17 protein-coding genes, 1 tRNA gene and 1 pseudogene are annotated in these 19167 nt (G+C 63.1%); 9 read left to right on the top strand and 10 right to left on the bottom strand.

The annotated features are described in order from the left end of the window. Positions 1-14: 14 nt before the first annotated feature. From dusB to hflX, 7 genes are all read left to right on the top strand, one after another. Positions 15-1058, top strand: coding sequence for a tRNA dihydrouridine synthase DusB (gene dusB, locus ACLIMP_RS11335; protein WP_185997385.1), 1044 nt, complete (start codon positions 15-17; stop codon positions 1056-1058). After that, entirely contained in the window at positions 1055-2182 is a 1128-nt protein-coding gene (locus ACLIMP_RS11330; protein WP_185997386.1) for a two-component system sensor histidine kinase NtrB, read from the top strand. The genes dusB and ACLIMP_RS11330 overlap by 4 nt, the downstream gene beginning before the upstream one ends. Then, complete coding sequence (locus tag ACLIMP_RS11325; protein WP_185997387.1) at positions 2179-3594, top strand: sigma-54-dependent transcriptional regulator; 1416 nt, start codon at positions 2179-2181, stop codon at positions 3592-3594. Before ACLIMP_RS11330 ends, ACLIMP_RS11325 begins: the two co-directional genes overlap by 4 nt. A gap of 111 nt (positions 3595-3705) precedes the next feature. Then, on the top strand, positions 3706-5880 hold the full coding sequence (locus tag ACLIMP_RS11320; RefSeq protein WP_324699051.1) for a sensor histidine kinase: 2175 nt from the start codon (positions 3706-3708) through the stop codon (positions 5878-5880). 58 nt (positions 5881-5938) lie between these two features. Next, positions 5939-7336, top strand: a complete 1398-nt coding sequence (ntrX, locus tag ACLIMP_RS11315; protein ID WP_132469775.1) for a nitrogen assimilation response regulator NtrX — start codon at positions 5939-5941, stop codon at positions 7334-7336. 215 nt (positions 7337-7551) lie between these two features. After that, positions 7552-8145: an RNA chaperone Hfq gene (gene hfq / locus ACLIMP_RS11310; protein ID WP_132469776.1), complete on the top strand. Its 594-nt coding sequence runs from the start codon at positions 7552-7554 to the stop codon at positions 8143-8145. Between the two features lie 22 nt (positions 8146-8167). Next, the gene (hflX, locus tag ACLIMP_RS11305) at positions 8168-9508 is read left to right on the top strand and encodes a GTPase HflX (protein ID WP_443477850.1); all 1341 of its coding nucleotides are present in this window, start codon (positions 8168-8170) and stop codon (positions 9506-9508) included. Here hflX and mazG read toward each other — a convergent pair. From mazG to ACLIMP_RS11255, 10 genes are all read right to left on the bottom strand, one after another. Beyond that, positions 9485-10273 (bottom strand): nucleoside triphosphate pyrophosphohydrolase, encoded by a 789-nt coding sequence (mazG, locus tag ACLIMP_RS11300; RefSeq protein WP_324695272.1) that lies wholly within the window; start codon positions 10271-10273, stop codon positions 9485-9487. The genes hflX and mazG overlap by 24 nt on opposite strands. A 68-nt stretch (positions 10274-10341) precedes the next feature. Continuing rightward, positions 10342-10512, bottom strand: coding sequence for a hypothetical protein (locus ACLIMP_RS11295; protein ID WP_324695270.1), 171 nt, complete (start codon positions 10510-10512; stop codon positions 10342-10344). Positions 10513-10523: 11 nt separating this feature from the next. Beyond that, positions 10524-11303 carry an MBL fold metallo-hydrolase gene (locus ACLIMP_RS11290; protein ID WP_324695268.1) on the bottom strand — a complete coding sequence of 260 codons (780 nt, stop codon included), beginning with the start codon at positions 11301-11303 and terminating at the stop codon, positions 10524-10526. Then, positions 11300-12076, bottom strand: coding sequence for a TatD family hydrolase (locus ACLIMP_RS11285; RefSeq protein WP_324699049.1), 777 nt, complete (start codon positions 12074-12076; stop codon positions 11300-11302). The genes ACLIMP_RS11290 and ACLIMP_RS11285 overlap by 4 nt, the downstream gene beginning before the upstream one ends. Further along, a complete protein-coding gene (metG, locus tag ACLIMP_RS11280; RefSeq protein WP_324695266.1) occupies positions 12076-13635 on the bottom strand; it encodes a methionine--tRNA ligase in 1560 nt (519 codons plus the stop codon). Before metG ends, ACLIMP_RS11285 begins: the two co-directional genes overlap by 1 nt. Before the next feature lie 31 nt (positions 13636-13666). After that, a complete protein-coding gene (locus ACLIMP_RS11275; protein WP_324695264.1) occupies positions 13667-14641 on the bottom strand; it encodes a DNA polymerase III delta subunit-related protein in 975 nt (324 codons plus the stop codon). Beyond that, positions 14638-15276 (bottom strand): dTMP kinase, encoded by a 639-nt coding sequence (tmk, locus tag ACLIMP_RS11270; protein WP_324695262.1) that lies wholly within the window; start codon positions 15274-15276, stop codon positions 14638-14640. Before tmk ends, ACLIMP_RS11275 begins: the two co-directional genes overlap by 4 nt. Continuing rightward, on the bottom strand, positions 15273-16436 hold the full coding sequence (locus ACLIMP_RS11265) for a D-alanyl-D-alanine carboxypeptidase family protein (protein ID WP_054437757.1): 1164 nt from the start codon (positions 16434-16436) through the stop codon (positions 15273-15275). The genes tmk and ACLIMP_RS11265 overlap by 4 nt, the downstream gene beginning before the upstream one ends. A gap of 61 nt (positions 16437-16497) precedes the next feature. Continuing rightward, positions 16498-17460 carry a septal ring lytic transglycosylase RlpA family protein gene (locus tag ACLIMP_RS11260; protein ID WP_324699048.1) on the bottom strand — a complete coding sequence of 321 codons (963 nt, stop codon included), beginning with the start codon at positions 17458-17460 and terminating at the stop codon, positions 16498-16500. Further along, the gene (locus ACLIMP_RS11255; protein WP_054437753.1) at positions 17444-18496 is read right to left on the bottom strand and encodes a lytic murein transglycosylase; all 1053 of its coding nucleotides are present in this window, start codon (positions 18494-18496) and stop codon (positions 17444-17446) included. Before ACLIMP_RS11255 ends, ACLIMP_RS11260 begins: the two co-directional genes overlap by 17 nt. A 166-nt stretch (positions 18497-18662) precedes the next feature. On the opposite strand from ACLIMP_RS11255, the gene ACLIMP_RS11250 reads away from it, so the two are divergent. Beyond that, positions 18663-18752 (top strand) — tRNA-Ser (locus tag ACLIMP_RS11250). Positions 18753-18772: 20 nt separating this feature from the next. Next, a pseudogene (locus tag ACLIMP_RS11245) lies at positions 18773-19099 on the top strand (IS3 family transposase); the annotation flags it as partial. Positions 19100-19167: the final 68 nt, after the last annotated feature.

Here is a 19167-nt window from a genome sequence, read left to right as displayed (position 1 = left end):
TCCGGGCTCGCGCAATGAACACACTGCCTACTCCTCCGGCTCTGAAGCCGATCGAAGTCGGTCCCGTGACGATCGACTGTCCGGTCGTGCTCGCCCCGATGACGGGCGTTTCCGATTTGCCGTTCCGCCGCATGGTGCGCGGATTCGGGTCAGGTCTGAACGTCACCGAGATGATCGCCAGCCCGGCCGCCATCCGTGAGACGCGCGTTTCGCTTCAGAAGGCCATGTGGGACCAGATCGAGGATCCGGTTTCGATGCAGCTCGTCGGCTGCGAGCCGGAACAGATGGCCGAAGCCGCCAAACTCGTCGAGGATCGGGGCGCCGCCATCATCGACATCAACATGGGCTGCCCGGTCCGCAAGGTCGTCAACGGCGATGCCGGATCGGCGCTCATGCGCGACATTCCTCTCGCAACCCGGCTGATCGAAGCCACGGTCAAGGCCGTGAAGGTTCCCGTCACCGTGAAGATGCGCATGGGCTGGTGCCATGACAGTCTCAACGCCCCCGAACTAGCGCGCATCGCCGAAGACCTCGGTGCCAAGATGATCACCGTCCACGGCCGCACCCGCAACCAGATGTACAAGGGCTCGGCCGACTGGGCTTTCGTGCGCGGCGTGAAGGACGCGGTCTCGATCCCGGTCATCGTCAATGGCGATATCCTGGATATCGAGGATGCCGCCAGGGCGCTGGAACAGTCCGGTGCCGATGGCCTGATGATCGGTCGCGGCGCTTACGGCAAGCCGTGGATTCTCGCCAAAGTCATGCAGTGGTGGCGCGGCAACGGGCTTATGGAAGAGCCCGGTTTCGGCAAGCAGTACGAAATCATCCGCGAACACTACGAGGACATGCTCTCCCACTACGGCAGCGATACGGGCGTGAAGATGGCCCGCAAGCACCTGGGATGGTACATCAAGGGCATCAAGGGTTCGGCCGAGTTCCGCAACCGCATCAATTTCGTCAACGATCCTGACGAAGTGCTGCGTCTGCTAGCTGAATTCTATGCGCCTTACCGCGATCAGGGCAGCGAAACCGCATCGGCAGACCGTCAGGCTGCATGAGCCTCGCGCCGCACACGGCCTTGCCCGCGGCTTCGCGGCTTCTCGCAAGCCTTCCCCAGGCTGTCGTGCTGCTGGAACCGGGGCTGCGGATCGCATCGCTCAACCCCGCCGCCGAGCAGTTCTTCGGGCAATCGCTGCGCTTGCTGGTCGGTACGCCCTTGCGCGAGATCCTGACGTTTTCCGACCAGCTCCTGCTGGAGCGTCTCGACGATTATGAAACGCCGGTTTCGGCGCGCGAAGTCGTGGTCACGCTCAAGGGCAAGGGCGCACGAAGGATCGACATCAACGTCGCCCCGGTGGCCGATACGCCGGGCTGGCAGGTGCTTACGATCCATGACAACACCGCCACCGAGGCGCTGGGCGACGATTCCGGAGGCCCGGACAATGCAGTGCTGCGCGGGCCGGAAATCATGGCTCACGAGATCAAGAACCCTCTGGCCGGCATTCGCGGCGCGGCCCAGCTCCTTGCCCGCAAGATCGAGGACAAGGACCGCGCACTGACCGAGCTTATCACGCTCGAAGTCGATCGCATCGCCAATCTGATCGACCAGATGCAGAAGCTCAGCCGCCGCACGGCTCCGCCGGTCGAACCCTGCAACCTTCACGAAGCCGCGCGGCGCGCGATCAACGTGATGTCCGCCGCGCGCGGTGATGCGCCGGAGCGGGTGCGTCTTGTCGAGGAATTCGACCCTTCGCTGCCCGCCGTGCTCGGCAGCCCGGATGCGCTGGTGCAGGTCATCATCAACCTCGTGGCCAATGCTTCCGAGGCCTGCGCCGCCGAACAGGCGCCCCGCGTGACGATCCGCACGCGCTTCGCCAGCGGCCTCCAGCTCCACACCAGCGATTCCGGAGAGCCGGTGCGCCTGCCGGTGGAACTGCGCGTGTCGGACAATGGGCCGGGCGTGGAGCCGGCGATGCGCGATCATATCTTCGAGCCCTTCGTCACCACCAAGAAGTCTGGTCAGGGGCTGGGCCTTCCCCTCGTACGCAAGCTGGTGCGCGACATGAACGGACGCATCACGCACGAACGCGACGAGGAAGGCGGGTTCACCCATTTCCGTGTCCACTTGCCCCTGGCCCGCGAAACCCGCAGCCGCTCAACCAGAAGGAGGCCGGCTGCATGAGCGTGCTGCTCGTCGAGGACGACCTTTCGATCGCCATCGTCATTACCGCCGCGCTGGAGGCCGAGGGTTTCACCGTCGTCCATTGCCAGTCGATCGGCGAGCGGGACCGGCTGCTGGGCGAGGGCAGCTATCAGGCCCTCGTCACCGACGTCATGCTGCCTGACGGCGACGGAATCGAGACGATCGACCGGGTAAGGGCGCTGCATCCGGCGATGCCGATCGTCATCCTTTCGGCCCAGAACACCCTCGATACCGCCGTTCGCGCAACCGATACCGGGGCCTTCGAGTACTTCCCCAAGCCCTTCGATATCGACGAACTGGCCCGAACCGTGCGCCAGGCGGCAGGTGCAGGGCAGGGCAGCGCCCCCGAAGGCGACGAACCGCTGGGCGACGGCCTGCCGCTGGTCGGCCGCAGCCTTGCCATGCAAACGGTATTCCGCATGATCACGCGCGTCCTGCGCAACGATCTGACCGTGCTGATCCTTGGCGAATCCGGCACCGGCAAGGAACTGGTGGCGGAAGCGGTCCACAATCTCGGGCACCGCCGGGCAGGTCCGTTCATCGCCGTGAACACGGCGGCAATTCCGGCCGAGCTGATCGAGAGCGAGCTGTTCGGCCATGAAAAGGGCGCCTTTACCGGCGCGGTCGCCCGGCATGTCGGCAAGTTCGAGCAGGCAGCGGGCGGCACCCTGTTCCTCGACGAAATCGGCGACATGCCGATGCAGGCCCAGACCCGCCTGTTGCGGGCGCTCCAGTCGGGGACGGTGCGGCGTGTCGGCGGGCGGGACGAGATAAGGCTGGACGTGCGCATAATCGCTGCCACCAACAAGGATCTGGAGCCGGAGATCGCTGCCGGGCGCTTCCGCGAAGACCTGTACTACCGACTCAATGTCGTGCCGATCCATATGCCGCCGCTGCGCGACCGCCGGGACGACATCGAGGTACTGGCCCGCCATTTCCTCCAGCACGCCGCCAACGAGGGGCTGCCGCGCCGGCAGTTGACCGCCGAAGCGGCGGAACTGCTCAGCCGCCAGCCCTGGCGCGGCAATGTGCGCGAGCTCAAGAATTTCATCTACCGGCTTGCCCTGCTGGCACGCGAGGATGCGATCGATCCCGAGAGCATCCTGCCTTTGCTGGCCGCGGATACTTCGTCGGCGCCTGCTGACGTCAGCGAACCCGACGACATCGCGCAGGCGGTCAGCCGCTGGCTGGCTGCTACGCGCCCGGCGAACGGCACGATCTACGAAACGGCGGCAGCCGCATTCGAGCGTCCGCTTTTTGCGGAAGTGCTTAAAGAGACAGGCGGAAACCAGCTTCGTGCAGCCCAGGCACTCGGGATTAATCGCAACACCTTGCGCAAACGTCTTGGCGAGCTTGCACTCGACCCCGAGGACTTCACTCGTCGTTCCTGATCGGGCATTGATGGATTTGCTCTTGCAAACAGGCAACACCGGCGTTGTAACAGCGCAACGATGAGCGAGATCATGATCCACAAACGCGCCTGGCCACGATGGTGGCGGCGCATGCAGGTTGCAGCCCGCCGCGCGAACTTCTTCGCGATGATGGAAGTGCTCTCGATCGTCGCTTTCCTGGTGATGACCGGCATCACCTGGGTCGCGCTGAATTCGCGGGACAAGGGGCAATTGCTGCCCTCCAACCTCACGGCAACGCTGCTGGTCGGCACGCTGGTTCCGGCCATGGCCATCCTCGTGCTGCTGGGGCGCCGGATGGCACTGCGCCGCGCCGCCGAAAACATTGGCGGCACCGGCCAGATGCACGTCCGCCTGGTGTTCATCTTCTCGCTGATTTCGGCCGTTCCCACGCTGCTGGTGGTGGTTTTCGCGTCCTGGCTGTTCCAGTCCGGCGTCGAATTCTGGTTCTCGGACTCCTCGCGCGGGCTGCTGGAAAATGCGAACAAGCTGGCGCGCGGCTACTACGAGCAGACCCAGCGTGACGTCGGCTACGAATCCGCCGCCATGGCCAACGACACCCGCGTCACTCTCGGCGAATCGCCGGTTGCCAGCGCCTATTTCCAGCAGTTCTTCGCCAGCCAGGTGGTCCGCCGCAACCTGTCGGTAGCCGCGATCATCCAGGTCGCGAACGACGGTAGCCAGCGCACGCCGATCATCGTCGATCCCGAGGGGAAGACCGATGACAAGCGAATCACTCCCGAAGTCCAGGCCCGCCTCAACAAAGGGGAGCCGCTGGTCGTAACCTCGAACGCCGACCGGGTGGTGGCCGTCGTGCCGATCGAACGGGAGGCAGGCGTCTATCTTTATGCCGCCCGCAGTTCGGACCTGCTCGCACTCAGCCAGGGGCAGCGCGCCGAAAACGCGGAGAACATCGTCCAGGCCTACGAAGTGCTGACGAGCCGCGCCCGCGTACTCCAGCTGCGCTTCAACGTGGCTTTGTTCGTTGCGTCGCTGGCACTCGTCGGGCTTGCCGTATGGTTCGCGCTCCGCTTCGCCGACCGTCAGGTCAAGCCGCTCTACGAACTCGTCGATGCGGCTCGAAGGGTTGGCAGCGGCAACTTCGCCTTGCGGATCGAAGGCCGTACCGGCGCTGACGAGATCGGCCTGCTCAATCGCGCGTTCAACCGCATGACCGCGCAGATCGAAAAGCAGACCCAGGCTCTTTTGGGGGCCAACCGCCAGCTTCACGAACGCCGCGTGTTCATCGAAGCGGTGCTGGAATCGGTGACCTCGGGCATCATCTCGCTCGATACGGAAGGGCGCATCCTGCTGATGAACAGCACGGCGCAGAAGCTCCTGACCCAGCGCTCCGAACTGCCGGAAGACATGCCGCTTTCCGATCTGGCGCCGCAGTTTGCCGCCCTGATCGAGCAGGGTGGCTCTGGCGGGCTGGTCCAGTACAACCGCCACGGAGACCTGCTGACCTTCGCCGTCAAGGTGACGCGCGACGTGACCGGGCATGTCATCACGTTCGAGGACATCACCCGCCAGCTGCTCGACCAGCGCACGGCGGCATGGTCCGACGTGGCCCGCCGCATCGCCCACGAGATCAAGAACCCGCTCACGCCGATCCAGCTTGCCACCGAACGTCTCAGCCGGCGCTATCGCAAGCAGATCGTCGACAATCCCGAGCTATTCGAAGACCTTACGCGCACGATCATTCGCCAGGTGGGCGATCTTCGCAAGATGGTCGACGAGTTCTCCTCCTTCGCCCGCCTGCCGAAGCCGGTGTTCCGCGCCGAAGATCCGGTTGCGCTGACCCGGCAGGCACTGTTCCTCCAGGAAGTCGCAAGGCCGGATATCGCCTTCAGCTTCGCCGGCGATCCCGCCATCGGCTCGATCGACTGCGACCGGCACCAGTATGGCCAGGCGATGACCAACGTGCTGAAGAACGCGGTCGAGGCCATCGAGGCGAAGGCCAAGGATGCCCCGGCCGACTATCGCGGCGCAATCGCCGTCACCGTGGAGGCGCTGCCCGAGGCGATCCTCGTCCGCATTGCCGACAACGGCATCGGACTTTCGCAGGACCGCGAACGCATTATCGAACCTTACGTCACCACGCGAGAGAAGGGCACCGGCCTCGGTCTCGCCATCGTGAACAAGATCATCGAAGAGCATGGCGGCGAAATGCTGTTCCTGCCGACCGCCGGCGGCGGCACGACGGTAACCATGCGCTTCGCCACCGATCCGCTCGCCCATACACGCAAGCAGGAGGCCGCCGAATGATCCCGGCTTGCCGCACCCTGCCTGCCACTCCCATCCTCCTGACCAAGAAGACATTGCCATGGCTCTAGAAATCCTGATCGTGGACGACGAACGCGACATCCGCGAACTGGTGGCCGGCGTTCTCAGCGATGAAGGCTACGAATGCCGCACTGCGGGCGACAGCGGTTCCGCGCTTGACGCCATCGACGCCCGCCGTCCCTCGCTGGTCCTCCTCGACGTCTGGCTGCACGGCAGCCCCATGGACGGTCTGGAAGTGCTGGATGCGATCAAGGCGCGCGAACCGGAACTGCCGGTCATCATCTTCTCAGGTCATGGGAACATCGATACAGCCGTGGCCGCGATCAGCCGGGGCGCGGTGGACTTCATCGAAAAGCCGTTCGAGGCGGAGAAGCTGCTCCATCTCGTCGGCCGTGCCACCGAGACAGAGCGCCTGCGCCGCGAGAACGCGCAGCTTCGGCACGACTTCTCGATGGGTGAGGAGTTCACCGGGTCGAGCGGCTCGATCAATCAGGTCCGCGCCACCCTCAAGCGGGTGGCCAACACCGGAAGCCGCCTGCTCATCACCGGACCGGCCGGTTCGGGCAAGGAAGTGGCCGCGCGCCAGCTCCATGCCTGGAGCGCGCGGGCCGGGAACGCTTTCGTCAGCGTCAATTCCGCGCGGATCACGCCGGAACGCTTCGAGCAGGAACTGTTCGGGGAGGAAGCGGACGGCGCCCTGATCCGGCCGGGGCTTCTGGAAACAGCGGATGGCGGCACGCTCTATTTCGACGAAGTGGCCGACATGCCGCTGTCCACGCAGGCCCGCATCCTGAGGGTCCTGACCGATCAGGCGTTCGTCCGGGTTGGCGGCACCCGCCAGATTCGCGTCGATGTTCGGGTCGTATCCTCGACCTCGCGCGATCTGGAAAAGGAAATCGCCGAGCGGCGCTTCCGCGAAGACCTGTTCTATCGCCTCAACGTGGTGCCGGTAACGATCCCGGCCTTGCGGGAGCGGCGGGACGACATTCCCGCCCTGATCGACCATTTCTTCGCGCGCTATGCCAACGAGCAGGGGGTTCCCCCGCCGCAAGTCACCGGAGAGGCGATGACCGCGCTCCAGGCATATGAATGGCCCGGCAACGTGCGGCAACTGCGCAATGTGGTCGAGCGGACTGTCATCATGGCCCCGCGCGAGAAGCTGGCGCGGATCGATGCCGACATGCTGCCGCCGGAAATCTTCAACAGCCGCGGCGGCGGCGACGCCGGCGTCACGGTGATGATGAGCGCCCCCTTGCGCGAAGCACGGGAAAGCTTCGAGCGCGAGTACCTGCGTGTCCAGATCCGCCGATTTTCGGGCAATATCTCGAAGACCGCCTCCTTCATCGGCATGGAACGTTCGGCGCTCCACCGGAAACTGAAGCTCCTGGGCATGGCCGAGCGCCGCGAAGGGGAACACGAAAGCGAGGAACAGGCCTGAAGAACCGCAAGTTACCGCGATTTTTCAAGGCCACGGCATGGCCCGGACGCATCCTCCATCAAGTGTATCCGGGCACCTGTCACAAGAATGCTACATTTTTCGCGTTTACTGCATTGCAGCAAGTCGATAGATTTCGATTCGAGAACGGCATTGGGATTTTCCGGTGACCAGATCGCGGACCGCACAGCGGCCGCCAAAAAGAAGGAGAAAATGATATGGCCGGCCGTACGCTGACCGCGCGCCCGCGAACCACTCCCGCAGTGGAAGAACCCGAAGCGGCACCGTCGCCTTCCGGTTCGGTGGCTCCTCCCGTCACCGCCGGCACTTCGGCAGGGAAGGGGCAGAACCTCCAGGACCAGTTCCTGAACCTCCTGCGCAAGAACAAGACGCCCGTGACCATGTTCCTCGTGAAGGGCGTGAAGCTTCAGGGCATCGTCACCTGGTTCGACAACTTCTCCATCCTTCTTCGCCGCGACGGCCAGTCGCAGCTCGTCTACAAGCACGCCATCTCGACGATCATGCCCTCGACCCCGGTCGATGCGCGCCAGTTCGCGAGCGGCGCCGACAATGGAAAGAAGACCCGCGTCCTTCAGGACGTGTTCCTTTCCAGCATCCGCAACGCGGGCGTGCAGGTCACCATGTTCCTGATCAACGGCGTCATGCTGCAGGGCCGCGTGGCTGCCTATGATCTGTTCTGCATGCTGCTGGAGCGCGAAGGCTACGTCCAGCTTGCCTACAAGCACGCGGTTTCGACGATTCAGCCCGTGACTCCGGTCGATCTTCAGGCGCATGAAGAATCCGACGACTGAAACTTGCGGAAGCTGAACTGATTTGAACGAAGAACTCAAGGGCGAGGTCACGCGCGGTGCGCGTGCCCTCGTCGTTTATCCGCAGATGCGCGGCAGAGGGGATCTCGATCCCGAAGCGCGTCTCGAAGAGGCCAAGGGCCTCGCTCTGGCGATCGGGTTGATCGTGGCGGATGCCATGGCCATACCCATCCGGGAACCGCGCGCCGGAACGCTGTTCGGCGAAGGGCAGATCCAGAACATCGCAGTTGCCTGTGAACTGCACGAAGCGGAACTCATCATCGTCGATGGCTCGCTTTCGGCGATCCAGCAGCGCAATCTCGAAGAGAAGTTCAAGCGCAAGGTCATCGATCGTACCGGCCTGATCCTCGAAATCTTCGGCGAGCGTGCGGCGACGGCGGAAGGCCGTCTCCAGGTCGAACTGGCTCACCTGGACTATCAGGCAGGCCGTCTCGTACGCAGCTGGACCCACCTCGAACGCCAGCGCGGTGGCTTCGGCTTCCTGGGCGGTCCGGGCGAAACGCAGATCGAGGCCGACCGCCGCATGATCCGCGATCGCATGGCCCGCATCCGGCGCGAGCTGGAGCAGGTGCGCCGCACCCGCGGCCTTCACCGCGATCGCCGCGAAAAAGCACCATGGCCGGTCGTTGCGCTGGTGGGCTATACCAATGCGGGCAAGTCCACGCTGTTCAATTACCTGACCGGCGCGGGCGTGATGGCGCAGGACCTGCTGTTCGCCACGCTAGACCCGACAATGCGGGCGATCCGTCTACCGGCTGTCGAGAAGGCGATCCTGTCGGACACGGTGGGCTTCATTTCCGACCTTCCCACCCAGCTCGTCGCGGCCTTCCGCGCAACGCTGGAAGAAGTGAACGCGGCCGACATCATTCTCCACGTTCGCGACATCGCCAACCCGGATACCGAATCGCAGAAGCGCCAGGTGCTGGAAGTTCTGGCCGATCTCGGCGTGGCGACCGGGGAAGGGCAGGTCGAAGAGAGTGAGGAGGCCGCGCCCGCGATCCCGATCATCGAAGTCTGGAACAAGTGGGACCTGCTTGAGGCCACGCATGCCCAGGAACTGCGCGAAGCCATGGCCCAGCGTTCGGACGAGACCATCGTTCCGCTGTCCGCGCTTACCGGCATGGGCTGCGATTTCCTGCTCGAAACTGTCGGCAGGACGCTGACGGCTGACGCCAAGCTTTACAGCTTCGTGCTGCCGGCGGCCGATGGCCAGCGGCTCGCATTCCTACATGCACGGGGCGAAGTAGTGGCCGAAGAAGACGTGGGTGAGGGGCCTGAAGGTCCGATGCTCCGCCTCCAGGTCCGCCTTGCCGAGCGTGAACTAGGCCGTTTCAGCGCGCTCTGAAGCCTTTACCGCCTGCCAATAGGCTTCCTGTTCGTCGAGCGAGAGCTTGTCGAACAGGAAGCCGTCCCGATGGGCGAACGCTTCCATCGCCCGGAACCGACGCTCGAACTTGGCGTTGGCTGCGCGCAAGGCATCTTCCGGGGCGATGCCGTTGAGCCGCACCAGATTGACAGCGGCGAACAGCAGGTCGCCGGCTTCTTCAAGTTTCTCGGCCGGTGAGGCTTCCGCCAGTTCCGCCATTTCCTCATGCACCTTGTCGGCCGCGCCGCTTGGGTCGGGCCAGTCGAAGCCGACCCGCGCAGCTCGCTTCTGCAACTTTTCGGCACGCATGAGCGCGGGAAGCGATATCGCCACGCCATCGACAGCGCTGGTTTCACCCTTGGCCTTGCGCTCTTTCGCCTTCAGCTTTTCCCAACGCTCCGTCTGGGCATCTCCCGTGGCTTCGTCGGCAAAGATATGCGGGTGACGGGCTTCGAGCTTGTCGGAGATCGCGGCGGCCACATCGCCGAAAGCAAAATGCCCGTCTTCCTCGGCCATGCGGGCATGGAAAACGACCTGAAGCAGCAGATCGCCCAGTTCATCACGCAGATCGGCCAGATCCTGCCGAGCAATGGCATCGGCAACCTCGTAGGCTTCCTCGATGGTATAGGGCGCGATGGTTTCAAAACTCTGCGCGACATCCCATTCGCAACCGGACACGGGATCGCGAAGCCGCGCCATGATCGAGAGGAGCCGGTCAAGCTGCTGATGGCGAGTTTCTGTCATTTTCCCCGAGCGCATATGCAAGATTGATAATAGAGATTATGTTAAACCATGCGCCGCTGAGCGCGGTGTCACGGCTTTATCCTGAAGCCCGTCACCTGGATCAGCAGGACAAACCCGATGATGATCACGGCCCAGATCAACGCCATCTTGAGCATCCTGCTCTGAGGCAAGGATCGAAAACGGGAATTGCTCGTAACGAGAATGAGCGCCCCGATCACCGAGATGATGCCGACGATCATTCCTGTCTGGTTCACGGCTCGATCACCATTCCGTCATAGGCAACCCGAACATTCTCGGGAATTTCAGCGCTCAGTGTCGCATAATCCATGCTCTTGTCGAGATGGGTCAACACCGCTTGTCCGACCCGGCAGACTTCCGCGAGTTCCAGCGCCATGCCAAGATGAGCGTGCGTTGGATGCGGTTCGCGGCGCAGGCAGTCGACCACGAGAAGATCGGCGCCGTAGCACAAGTCGATCATGTCGCGGGTAATTTCACTGAAGTCTGTCATGTAACAGACTGATTTTCCGTCACAATCAAACCGAAACGCAGTCGATTCCGCAGGACCGTGCGGCATTTGCGCATGATCCACGCGAAACCCTTCGCAGAGCCTCAGCGTGTCGAGATTATCCAGCGAAATCAGTGTCGGATAGCCGAACTGCCCGGCGAAGACATATCCGAAACGCTGGCGCAGCCGCCTGACGGTCTCGGAGTTCGCAAAGCCGGGGATCGGGCCTGCGCGGCCGTAGCGAAGCGGGCGCAGATCATCGATTCCGTGGCAGTGGTCCGCATGGTCGTGCGTCCAGAACACGGCGTCGATGCGGTGGATTTCGTTCTGAAGAAGCTGCGCGCGCAGATCCGTGGAGGTGTCCACCAGGATCCTGGCGCCGGCATCGCTTTCCAGAAGGATGGAAACGCGGGTCCGTCGATTCCTGGGTTCGTCGGGATCGCACAGGCCCCAGTCGGCGCCGAATTCGCCGCCAAGACGAGGAACGCCGGTCGAAGTGCCGCTGCCGAGAATGGTAACCTTCACGCTGCGGCCTTCGTGAACAGCGAAAAGAAGTTGCGCGTCGTCGCTTCGCCGAGTTCCTCCACGGAAACGCCGCGCAGATCGGCTACGAAACGCGCCGTATCGGCCGTGAATGCCGGCTCGCAGCGCCTGCCCCTATGTGGCACCGGCGCAAGGAACGGCGAATCCGTTTCGACCAGCAGGCGATCCTCCGGAATGGTGGCAACAACCTCCTGCAAGTCCTTGGCATTCTTGAATGTCACAATGCCGGAAATCGAAATCGTCAGTCCCAGATCCAGCACCTTGCGGCCGAAATCGGCGCTGGCGGTGAAACAGTGGATCAGGGCCGGGAACGCCCCCTTCCCCATCTCGTCCTCAAGGATATGGAACGTGTCCGCTTCGGCGTCCCGCGTGTGAATGATCATCGGCAGCCCGGTTTCGCGGGCCACCGTGATATGCGTGCGGAACAAGGCCTGTTGCACCTCATGGTCGGACTTGTCGTAATAATAGTCGAGACCGGTTTCGCCGATGCCGATGACCTTGGGATGCCGGGTCGCTTCGAGAAGCGCGGCCTCGCCAAGGTCGGCATGCTGATCCGCCTCATGCGGATGAATACCGACCGAGGCCCATACATCGGGTTCACGAGCAGCAGTGGCGACCACCCTCTCCCATTCGCTGCGGCGCGTCGAGATGTTCAGAAATCCGCGAATGCCCGCCGCGCGGGCCCGGTCGAGAACACCTGTCTGGTCCTCGACGAGACCTTCGTATTCGAGGTGGCAATGCGAATCGATGAGCATCACGCGGCGGCTTCCTCCGGCAGTTCAAGGCGCGGGAAAACGCCGACCGGCTTGTCGACCTTGAAACCGCTGGCGGCGAGAGCCGCGAACCAGCCATCGTCGGCAAGAGCCGCGAAACTGCGCGCTTCGGCAGGCTGGCCCATCTGGTCCAGCAACTTGTCGATGGAAGTGGGAACCACGGGACGAACCGCGATCGCGAGGTCGCGAACGACCTGGAACAGCATCATCAACACTGCTTCCATGCGCGCGGGATCGGTCTTGCGCAGGGTCCACGGAGCCTGTTCATCGACATACTGGTTGCAGGCGAAGACGGCGCGCATCCATGCCTCGAGGCCTTCGCTGAACGACAGTTCGTCGAACGCCTTGCGCAGGCCGGCAATGCCTTCGGCAACGGCCGAAAGCAGGGCCAGATCAGCTTCGGCCTTCGGAAGATCGCCCTTAAGTTCTCCATCCATGTTCTTGAAAATCATGGAAAGACTGCGCTGAGCAAGATTGCCGAAACTGTTTGCGAGTTCGGCATTGGCCCGCGTCACGATGGCTTCGGCGGACCACGATCCGTCCTGACCGAATGCCACTTCGCGCAGGAAGAAATAGCGGAGCGTGTCGACGCCATATGTCTCGGCCAGACCGATCGGGTCGGTAACATTGCCGAGTGACTTCGATTCCTTCTGTCCCCGGTTAAGCAGGAAGCCGTGGCCGAACACCTGCTTGGGAAGCTCCAGCCCGGCGCTCATCAGGAAGGCCGGCCAGTAGACGGTGTGGAAACGGACGATGTCCTTGCCGATGAGGTGAACGTCGGCAGGCCAGAACCTGGCGAATTCGCTCGTTTCTTCGGGGAAGCCAAGGCCGGTGATGTAGTTGGTGAGCGCATCGACCCAGACGTACATCACGTGATTTTCGCTGCCGGGCACCTTGATACCCCAGTCGAAACTGGTGCGGGAAACCGAAAGGTCGCGAAGGCCGCCCTCGACGAAACGCAGGATTTCGTTCTTGCGCGTCTCGGGACGGATGAAGTCGGTCGAATTGTAGAGTTCGAGCAGTTTGTCCTGATATTTGGAAAGGCGGAAGAACCACGATTCCTCGACCGTCCACTCTACCGGCGTTCCCTGCGGGGAAAGCTTTTCCCCACCTTCGCCTGCGACCAGTTCGCCTTCATCGTAATAGGCTTCGTCACGGACGGAGTACCACCCCTCGTAACGATCGAGATAGAGGTCGCCGTTGGCCTCCATCCGGCGCCACAGTTCCTGTGTCGCGGCGTGATGGCGTGGCTCCGTCGTGCGAATGAAAACATCATAACCGACATTCAAGACATCACACATCTCACGGAAATGACCTGACATTTCCGTTGCCAGATCCGCAGGTGTCGTGTCCAGATCGCGTGCCTTTTGCGCCATCTTGAGGCCATGCTCGTCCGTACCGGTCTGGAACCGGACATCGAAGCCTTCGGCCTTCTTGAAACGGGCAATGACGTCGGCCGCGATCGCCTCGTAGGCATGGCCGATATGCGGCTTGCCGTTGGGGTAGCTGATCGCTGTCGTTATATAATAGGGCTCGCCCATGCGGCGTCGCGCTTTCTTTTCCAGGAGTGTCTTAGCGAGCCGTCTCTCTAGGCATAGCGGCCGAAGCCAGCAACCCGCCAATTTCCATTATCAGGAGGCCCGCGTCGAAATTGTAGGTCGGCGCCTGCGTAGATAGGCGTGTCAGGGTGCCATGTGCCTCGATCAGCCGCATCTGGCGCGCGGGCGATGCGCCGGCCAGTTCGTTGGCGAGCGCCGTTCGCGCCAGTTCCAGCGTGGCCAGTTGGCGATCCCGAGCCGGGCGAGCACCCATCTCTTCGGCAAGGCTGCCGCGCAGATGATAATCTGCATCACCTTCTCGCAGGATCTGCATCATCAGGCGGTGAATGGGGCCAAGATCATGTTCGACGAAACTGATGGCGATGCCCGGCGACCCATGCGATGCCGCCACTGCGGCACGCCGCGTCTCTGCATCGGAATGAGGCGCATCCCGGCGAAGGACTTCATCGAGTTCCTGCTCGTTCAAAGCGGCGAAGCGCAAGACCCGGCAGCGCGAGCGGATAGTCGGCAGCAGGCGCCCCGGCTGATGGGCCAGCAGCAGGAAGTAGGTTCCCGTAGGGGGCTCCTCAAGCGCTTTCAGCAGGGCGTTGACCGCGCTCTTCTCCATATCGTCGGCCGGATCGATGATGATGGCGCGGCGATCGCCCAGCGTTGGCTTCGTCGCAAGGCGGCGGATCATTTCGCGCACCTGGTCGACCGAGATATTGCGCTTGGTCTGGTAAGGCTTGCCCTCGGCCTTCTTCTTCGCCTCGTCGTCGTTGGCGGGAAGATGCTCGAGGATGTGAATGTCCGGATGGGTGTCCGGGTCGGGCCTCGGCGCGCCGGGCAATCGCACCAGTTCGGCCGCGGCCACCCGCGCGAAACCGCGCTTGCCCAGGCCCTTGCCGCCAGCCAGCAACCAACCATGGTGCATGCGCCCGGAATCGATCGCGGCCAGCCATTCTTGCCACGCGGCGTGCTGGCCGACGAACGGGAGTTCCTCGCTCATGTGCCTTCGCCCATCAGGCCGGTCAGCGCGGCGAGTACACGGTCCCGCGTTTCCTCGGGCGTCCCGTCCCCGTCGATCCGTGCGAAACGTGCTGGTTCGCCTTCCGCGAACCGCGCGAATGCCTGCGCCACCCGGGCGTGGTAGGTCGCCTCGCGGCCGCCGATCCGATCGGTTCCGTCAACGTCGCGCAATGCGAGCCGCTTGGCCGCGACGGAGGGAGACACTTCGATCAGCACGGTCAGATCCGGGAGCATTCCTTCACTGCCGATGGCATGAAGCGTGCGAATGTCACCATCCGAGAGACCGCCGCCGCCGCCCTGATAGGCACGGCTTGAATCGAGAAAACGATCGCAGACGACCCAGGCCCCTCGAGCGAGAGCGGGCCGGATCAGCTTCTCGACGTGATCCGAACGCGCAGCGGCGAACAGCAGCGCCTCGGCGCGGGCTCCCCAGCCATCACCATCGCCATGGAGCAAAAGCTCGCGGATCGCTTCCGCTCCTCCGGTTCCCCCGGGCTCGCGAGTGGTCACGACGTCCAGTCCTCGTGCGCGCAATGCCTCGGCGAGCAGGCGCGACTGGGTCGATTTCCCCGCCCCCTCCCCGCCTTCCAGCGCGATGAATTTTCCCCGGCTCATGAGAAGAAGCTGATAATCCCGTTCATCAGCCTGTCCAGAGGACCGGCCACGCCAACATCCTTTCCGGCGAACAAGGGGATATGCCCCGGCGCCAGACCTTCAACCTTGATTTCCAGTTCGCCGACCTGGTCGCCCTTGCGGATCGGCGCCACCAACGGCCCCTTGTAATGCACCGCAAGCGAGACTTTCTCGTGCCCGCCTCGAGGCAAGGTGGCGTGGACTTCGCGATTGGCGACCAGCGGCACCTCACGGGCTGCACCGCCCTGCACGCTGGCTTGCGCCACGGGTTGCCCCTGATCGAACAGATGGCGCGCTTCCCATGCCGAGAAGCCCCACTCCAGCAGCGCCTTGGCGGCATCGTCGCGCACCTTGGGTTTTGGCGAAGCGGCCAACATCATGACGAGACGGCGACCATCTCGTTCGGCAGTGCCGAGGAAGTTGTAGCCTGCTTCACGCGTGTAGCCGGTCTTGATCCCGTCCGCGCCTGGAACCACGCCAACCGTCGGGTCATGGCTGCGCATGGCAACGTCGCGCCAGAAGTAGTGCTTAACACCTGAAAATTCATGGTAAAGTTGCGGATGGCGCGTGATCATGGCGTCCGCCAGCTTCACCATGTCGCTGGCGGTGATGTATGTGTGGCCGTCATCCATCCAGCCATTCGGCGTGTTGTAGTGGCTGCCGGTCATGCCGATCCGGCGCGCGGCATCGTTCATCATCGCAGTCCATGCCGGCACGCTTCCCGCATACCCCTGCGCCAGCACCACGGCGCCGTCGTTCGACGATGCCGTCATCACGCCGTGGAGCAGATCGCGAACGGTAGGATGATCCTTTTCCGTCAGGTACATGGACGTACCCTTTGCGAACCATTCCCGCGCCGTTTCAGGCCGAACCGACATTTGCCGATCAAGGCTGAGCCGGCCCGCATCGATTTCCTCGAACGCGACGAAAGCGGTCATCACCTTGGTAACGGAGGCAGGCAGGAACGGCACGTCGGGGCGGCGCTGGACAAGAACCTGCCCTGAACCGATGTCGACCAGGATGCTTACCGGGATCGGCGCGAGTTCCGGCGGCGGAGTGGGAATGGCTGCTCCTGCCGCACTTGCTGCGATGACGCTCGCGGGGACCGCAAGCAGGAGGGCAAACTTCAGGAAGGACTTCAAGGCGCGACTTCTCCCCGCGCATCCGGAACGGACGCGTTGGCCTGCGCGAAACGACCCGAAATCAATTCGCGCGCTGGATTCGTGCGTCGCTATACCCTGCCGCCCGGGCCTTCTCCAGCGCTGCGGCGGCTTGTGCACTGTTTGCGAAGGGCCCCATCTGCACACGCCAGAACTTGCCCGCCCTGCTCACGCTTGCACCAAGAGGACGCGCTGCCTTGCGAGCATTTTCTTCAACAGAAAATGCGCCAATCTGAACAACTTGCGAGCCATATTTTACAACCGATGGCGCAGGTTTGGCAGGCACATGGGCTACTGTTTCCTGGGGTTGCTGCGTGGCGGGAGATTTTTTCTCAACCTTCGGCGGCACCGCTACCGCGACGGGGCCGGGATTCGCTTTTTGCGAATGAATTTCCGGCGTGGCAGCGGGTTGGACTGCCGGCCCCTTCGGCATCGTAGGGGGTGTGGACGGCGGCGGCAGCAACGGCGACTGGCTTTCGAGCTTGCGCCGCAAGACCTTGAGCAAGCCTTCCGGCGTTTCCATCCGCTCGGGCGCCTTGCCGCCGCTTCGCAGCATGGCCCGCTCCACTTCGGGAGGATTGACGCGTCGCACGCGAACAGGTGCATGGGCACCGCCCGCGATGCCGAGCTGCGCCGCTGCTTCCGGCGAAAGTTCGATGAGTGCATCGTTCACCATGGGCCCCCGCCGCTCCAGCCGGACCAGGATCGTACGACCGGTTCCCAGTGCGGTGACTTCGACATAAGCCGGCAACGGCAAGGTCTTGTGAGCGGCGGTCACTCCGCTGCCTTGGCCCACAGAAGCCATTCCCACGGCATCGTAGTTGAGCTGGTCAATCGGCGTCCACGTCGTCCCGCCAATGGTGAACGGATCGCCGAGGACGACCGGATAGTCGCCGGCAGGCCCGCTTGCAGGCAGGACGGGACCACGGTCCTTGCCAAACGCCGGAGCGGCAATCGATAGAATCAGCGCCGCAAGTGGCAGCGCATGGTTAACGGGCAATCTCATCTGCAAGCAACCCCACGGACAGTGCGTAGTAGTTCGAGCAGTTGTACTGAAGGATGACCCGATAATTCCCGGTTAACAGATAGGCCGGCGTGCCCGGCCCGTCAGGCTGGAACAGCGATGTCAGCACGTTGTCGGCAATCGCGCGCTGCGGTGTCACGCCGAGAGCCCGCCATTCCGAAACGGTCTTCCACTGGGAATGACGGGCGTGGACACGGTCGCAGCTAGGCGCTGCAAGCTTGCTGGCGTAACTATCGACATTGAGCCCGGAAGGCACCGATACGCGAACGCCCCATGGCTGCCCCGCACGCCATCCTGCATCGCGAAAATAATTTGCGATCGACGCGATAGTGTCTGCCGGGCTGGTGAAGATATCGCGGGTTCCATTGCCGTCACCATCGACAGCCAGCCGCAGGTACACGCTCGGCAGGAACTGGGGGTAGCCGAAGGCCCCTGCCCAGCTTCCCTTGAGACGGTAAGTGGGAACGCCCTGATCCACCATCTTGAGCAGCGCCACAAGCTCGCCCTCGAACAGCGCCCGACGGCGCCCTTCCCAGGCCAGTGTCGCGAGTGAGCGCGCCAGGTCGAAATCGCCGACATAGCTGCCGTAGTTCGTCTCATGCCCCCAGATCGCGAACAGTATGGGCGCAGGAACGCCATATCTACGCTCTATCGAGGGAACGATGCCGGAAAGGTCTGCATAACGCGCACGTCCACGAGCAATGATGCTCGGCCCGACGTGCTGGGCAATATAGGGAGCAACCGGCGGAGGCGTTGTCGCGCGGCTTGGCTGCGCCGAATCCAGTTCGACCACTCGCTGGTTCGGCGTGAGCCCGGTGAGCACCCGCGAAATGGTCGCCTCGGAAACGCCCTCCCGGCGCGCCCGCGCGCCCACCGCTTGCAAATAGCTGTCGAAGCTCTGCCCTCCCACGCTCTGAACCACTGGCTGCGCCTCGAGAACCGAGGCCATCGGCATGGCGGCAAGGGCGGCTGCAAGGAAAGGGAGACGCAGGGAACGAAGCTTCGAAGAAACAGTCATCCCGGCAAATCTCGCACAATGCGGCTGAGTTGCAAATGCCTTGAGCGTCATGGCCGTGGACAGTCATCGCAAGCCAACTGCCATCCGTCCCAATCCGCAATCGTTGTGGGACAACAAGCATACCCCTTGCAAGCCGCGCTGTTTTCTCTATGCGCTCAATCCGTGCGGACAGGTGGCCGAGTGGTTTAAGGCAGCGGTCTTGAAAACCGCCGTGGGTGCAAGCTCACCGTGGGTTCGAATCCCACCCTGTCCGCCAACGGTCCTTCCCAAGACATCCCAAAACAACGGGTATTGATCCACTCGGATCAAGGCTCGCAGTTCACCAGCATGGACTGGGCGGCCTTCATCCGGGCTCACAATCTTGAGCATTCGATGAGCCGGCGCGGCAACTACCATGACAATGCGGTGGCAGAGAGCTTCTTCTCGTCGCTCAAGCGAGAACGCATCCGGCGCCGAACCTACAAAACGCGCGACGAAGCCCGGCAGGACGTGTTCGATTACATCGAGATGTTCTACAATCCGCTCCGCAAGCAGGTCAGGAACGGGATGCTGTCACCCGCACAGTTCGAGCGGCTGCAGATTTTGAAAGCGGAAGGCGTCTAGAAAACTAGGGGCTACTCAGCCCTCCACAAGGCCGCGCTGACCTGTTGCAGGTGTTTTTCCTCGTACCG

This window comes from Novosphingobium aeonii, assembly GCF_052279045.1.
Lineage (GTDB): Bacteria > Pseudomonadota > Alphaproteobacteria > Sphingomonadales > Sphingomonadaceae > Novosphingobium.
Note: the sequence above shows the minus strand (reverse complement) of the source record. Positions and strands in the feature narration are given on the sequence as shown.

Bases quoted from the DNA above. Each gene is read 5' to 3' on its own strand.
- dusB (WP_185997385.1), top strand. From the start codon at position 15: ATGAACACACTGCCTACTCCTCCGGCTCTGAAGCCGATCGAAGTCGGT.
- ACLIMP_RS11330 (WP_185997386.1), top strand. From the start codon at position 1,055: ATGAGCCTCGCGCCGCACACGGCCTTGCCCGCGGCTTCGCGGCTTCTC.
- ACLIMP_RS11325 (WP_185997387.1), top strand. From the start codon at position 2,179: ATGAGCGTGCTGCTCGTCGAGGACGACCTTTCGATCGCCATCGTCATT.
- ACLIMP_RS11320 (WP_324699051.1), top strand. From the start codon at position 3,706: ATGCAGGTTGCAGCCCGCCGCGCGAACTTCTTCGCGATGATGGAAGTG.
- ntrX (WP_132469775.1), top strand. From the start codon at position 5,939: ATGGCTCTAGAAATCCTGATCGTGGACGACGAACGCGACATCCGCGAA.
- hfq (WP_132469776.1), top strand. From the start codon at position 7,552: ATGGCCGGCCGTACGCTGACCGCGCGCCCGCGAACCACTCCCGCAGTG.
- mazG (WP_324695272.1), bottom strand. From the start codon at position 10,273: ATGACAGAAACTCGCCATCAGCAGCTTGACCGGCTCCTCTCGATCATG.
- ACLIMP_RS11295 (WP_324695270.1), bottom strand. From the start codon at position 10,512: ATGATCGTCGGCATCATCTCGGTGATCGGGGCGCTCATTCTCGTTACG.
- ACLIMP_RS11285 (WP_324699049.1), bottom strand. From the start codon at position 12,076: ATGCTCATCGATTCGCATTGCCACCTCGAATACGAAGGTCTCGTCGAG.
- metG (WP_324695266.1), bottom strand. From the start codon at position 13,635: ATGGGCGAGCCCTATTATATAACGACAGCGATCAGCTACCCCAACGGC.
- ACLIMP_RS11275 (WP_324695264.1), bottom strand. From the start codon at position 14,641: ATGAGCGAGGAACTCCCGTTCGTCGGCCAGCACGCCGCGTGGCAAGAA.
- tmk (WP_324695262.1), bottom strand. From the start codon at position 15,276: ATGAGCCGGGGAAAATTCATCGCGCTGGAAGGCGGGGAGGGGGCGGGG.
- ACLIMP_RS11260 (WP_324699048.1), bottom strand. From the start codon at position 17,460: ATGAGATTGCCCGTTAACCATGCGCTGCCACTTGCGGCGCTGATTCTA.
- ACLIMP_RS11255 (WP_054437753.1), bottom strand. From the start codon at position 18,496: ATGACTGTTTCTTCGAAGCTTCGTTCCCTGCGTCTCCCTTTCCTTGCA.